The organism is Rhodococcus sp. P4_F3_2 (genome assembly GCF_056401335.1).
The window spans coordinates 1-3,987 of the sequence record NZ_JBFUJN010000081.1 but is presented as its reverse complement, the minus strand read 5'-3'; the positions used below and the strand labels follow the sequence as shown (position 1 = coordinate 3,987).

Sequence of the window (3,987 nt, the reverse complement as noted above, 5' to 3'; positions counted from 1 at the left end):
CGCCGCCGCTACCCATCCGGGTGCCGCGTAGCTTGCAGCATTTCGAGTCCGGTCGCGACGCGCCTGAAATCTTTGAGGAGGCGATGAGCCGTGTCAGATATCTACGGTCTGCCCGACACCAATGGCCGCAACGAGGGCGATACGTGGACTACAACGTTGCCCGACGGGCGAATCGTTAGGAACGCTATCCCGAAAGGAAACGGCAATCAGACTGTCGATCAGGTCATCACCAATCCTGATGGCAGCACGACCAGTTCGCGTGTAGTCGACAACGGAGAGGGCGGGTGGCAGCGGTGGAACGACGACTCCACCGGCACCTCCTCCTACGCCGGCAAGGACCGGCAGGACGCCGAGGTCTACGGCCAGCACTTCAATCCCGGGACATCGACTACGGGCCAGGCCAGCCACGAGTTCGGGATGTCCAGCGACTACAACAATTCCTATACCGCGTCGTACGACCAAGACGGGAACCGGGTGGGCACCGATGTAGGTGTCGCGAACGAGGGCGGCCTGTACGACAACATTCATGTCGACAACTACGGCAACAAGACATTCTCAGAGACCACCCGAAACGAGCAGGGAGGGCTCGTCAGCACATTCACCGGTCAGGTCGATAGCGAAGGCTACGGCTGGCGGGACATCTCGGGTAAGGACGGCTCGCAGCGGTGGCAGGTAAGCCCGGACAGCCAAGGCAAGCGGGTCCTGACGCGAACCGAAGAGACCGATTCGGGCGTACACCACTTCCGGATGGACGAGAACGGGAAGCTCACCGACGAATTCCGTGGCAATAATCCGGGTGAGTGGTACCGGGACACCATCACCACCGACGCCGACGGAAAGACCACCGTCACCCGCCTCGATGTCCATCTCGGGGTAACCGTCTACGACACTGACGGAAACGTTATCAGTCAACAGAAGCGAGATGACAAGCGGACCCTTGTTGAAAAGGTTGTCGAAACCACCGGCGAATTTGCATATGGAGCGGGCCGCGCGGTCTTCGGCTTGACTGACTTGGGTGCAGCGTACAACGCAGTTAGTCCGCTCTGGGGTCAACATGACGCGGCCGTGACGTCGGACGACATCATCGGCGAGATGGTTGAATCGTTCAAGCCACTATTCGATGGCGACGGTCATGAACGCTGGCAAACACTCCAGGCTCTGGTGGTGGGCACCAACACTGATGAATACGCCGAAGACAGCACTGTATCCACAACCAAGGCGATCCTGACTGGCGCAACTTTCTTCATTCCCGGACCGAAGGGTCTTGGGGCAATCCGGCGAGGAGGTCGAGGCGGCGAAGGACTACTGATCGATGAAATGGTTGCGGCAGGCAAATCTGAGGCCGAAATCCTAGCCACTATAAAGGAACTCAGGAATGTAGGCGAGGCGCTTCCCTGGCAGCAGGGATCGCGGATGGACGCCCCAGAAGTCCTTGCGACGATCGAGAGCAGTCGATTATCGCAGGGCGGAGATGCCCACGGCGCGAGCGGACTCGGCGAAGGCGTCTCTGGTCCTACGCGAACCGGATCGCCAGAATCCCCACCGCGTACCTCTCCGCATCAACAGTCAGGGGAGGGTGCTCAGCCTAACCCAAGTGCGCCCGAAGCGCTCCCGAACATTTCAACAAATTCGCGCCATGATCGGGATTTGACCAATAAAACAGCGCCGGACGACACGACCAACATGATTCGCGTTGGACCGTTGGGGGTCAAGCCCTGGGATCTTCCGAAGAAGGAGAATGCCGCGACTTTTTTCAGGGAGTACGGTCGCGGCCTTGTTGGCGAAGCTTTCACACGAGCTAAATTGCGGCTAGAGGGGTATGAAATCCTCGCTGAACAGGCTGAAATTGGTGTTCGCGTGAACGGCAAATGGGTCACGGTGAGGCCGGACTTCATTGTTATCAATCCGAAGACTGGAAAGTTGGAGATTGTTGAATCCAAGTTCGGCAATGATCCGACCTTCAGGAAAAACCAAGTCCTGGCCTATCCGGAACTGAACAAAGGGACATTTGCAGTTTCGGATCTGAATCCGAATTTGAATCTGTCCAAAGCTCGTGATCTCGATGGAACTCCACTAGATATTCGTATTAGTGGCCTTAGAGATTCAGGCCTTCTGGTAGACGATGCCATCTCCAGGGTTGAGTCACACTTTTGGAATGTCGACTACATGCCGACACCTCAAATCATTGAGATGGCGGCTAAGTCATTCGCGCTCGACTATGAGACTCTCTTCCGGTCGAAGGTCGGAAACTGGGGGACCTCGGCTAGATTGTCTCAACAGTTTCTAAAGGACCTGGTGACGGAAATCAACGCCGTGGCCGCTTCTACCGGCCTGCCGCCCTTACTTCCGAACTATTGGGCTGAGACAAGGAACTCAGGCAAACTCGGATTGCTCTCGATGTTGCCTGCTATCGGTATCCCCGCGTCTCTGCTGTCCATGCTTGGGCAAGATGAATCCGCGGGAAGGGCCAACTCCGAATCTGATCTGGATCTCGTCGCTTCATTGATCGGAAACATCAGCGTTCCAGCGGTTTCTTCTCCGTCGTATCCTGAAACGAATATTGCTCGCTTCCAGCCAAGTGCACGCTTCGCCGTGCCGCGCGATGAGTCCATGACGGTGAACATCCTGCGATCAAGTCAAGAGGTGGCTCGGGAGCCTGGCGGGCGGGAGGCGCTAGCGGTGTGGACATACGGAGCGAATTTGTGATACCTAGGGTGAATCGATCTGGCGGGGGCTCTCGCCTGAAAGGGGTAGGTTGTGGCTGCTCGTAAAAGGGACCGTATTGCCAATATGGTTAAGGGAGAATTGACCGATGCAATGGTGCGCGCGGGATATATGCCGTATGAGCCCTTAGTAGAGAGTAATGACGGTGCCTTTTGGTTCAAGAGTGATGCTGTTGGCATTCCGAATACCATCGCTGCCGTGCAAGCACTTATCGGCTATTCGAGGGACGGTGCCACAAGGTGTACGGGAACTGCATTCCTGATATCTCCGACGGTAGGTGACATACTACGGTCAATGCCATCGGACGCGCTGCTGAAAGGCGATAGGCCGGACAGCCCCTTCCATGAGCGCGTTGACTATCGGTTTTTCAACGAACTGCCGGGTCTGGAGTTGGCGGGGAAGGCACCATGGGTGATTACTGAAGCCGACGTCCCGATTGCCGTGCAGTGGTTTGAGAATCGCGTATCAGGGGCGGTTGTGAAATGGTTCGACGATCGCAACTCGATTGAGAAGTTGATCCGGGTGGCGGAGGAGTCGATCCCGGGAACCTCGCACGACCGGATCAACCCCCGCGTTCTACGGGCGACAATTACTTTGTGCATCGTCAATGGTTACTTCACGGGTGCAGCAGGATTGATGACGGCGCACCTTCAACGCGATCACGTGCAGCCGAATGTCGATTCATTCGATCGTGTTGCCGCGTTTGATAGAGCTCTAGCGGATAGGTTTCCAGAATATCGGCGTGCCCGAGGCCGCTGACCTTGCCATATCCAAGAGGCGGGATTCCGTTGTGGGTGTCCTCTGGATCGGTGGCCATGAGCTGAATCACTTCTCGGTGTGGCGAGTCCGCCGGGCACTATGAGTTCTATGGGGAGAATTCGAACAGGATTGGAGGCTCTTCCGGATCCGGAGTGTACGGGGCCGGGACCGCACGGTGACTAGTAGGACTTTGTTAGCCTAGATCTTTCGTGAGTTCGGGTGCCGGGCTGATCGGGTTCGGATTGGTTGTTCCGGTGACAGTTTCGGCTTGCGGGTGCGTCGGGGTGGCCGACGCGGTCGGTGGCGCCGGGGTTCACGGCTACGGCTGGTGTCGCTGTCGGGTCCGGCGGCCAGATTGTCCTGGCCGCGGGCTTCGGCGCCGCGGTGACGGCCCGTACGGCCAACGCGGTCACCACCGCCACCGGCGACCTTTCGGTCACCGTCGCGATCGCACCGTAACTCGGTGCTCATTCCCGCACTCCGCGTACTCGGGCGGCGCCACAT

General features: G+C 57.8%; 3 protein-coding genes. All 3 read left to right on the top strand.

The window, feature by feature from the left end:
• Window positions 1-90 precede the first annotated feature (90 nt).
• Window positions 91-2,706, top strand: coding sequence for a hypothetical protein (locus AC1DWA_RS32790; RefSeq protein WP_428691084.1), 2,616 nt, complete (start codon window positions 91-93; stop codon window positions 2,704-2,706).
• A gap of 51 nt (window positions 2,707-2,757) precedes the next feature.
• Entirely contained in the window at window positions 2,758-3,483 is a 726-nt protein-coding gene (locus AC1DWA_RS32785) for a hypothetical protein (protein ID WP_428691083.1), read from the top strand.
• Window positions 3,484-3,783: 300 nt separating this feature from the next.
• The gene (locus tag AC1DWA_RS32780; protein ID WP_428691082.1) at window positions 3,784-3,942 is read left to right on the top strand and encodes a hypothetical protein; all 159 of its coding nucleotides are present in this window, start codon (window positions 3,784-3,786) and stop codon (window positions 3,940-3,942) included.
• Window positions 3,943-3,987 lie beyond the last annotated feature (45 nt).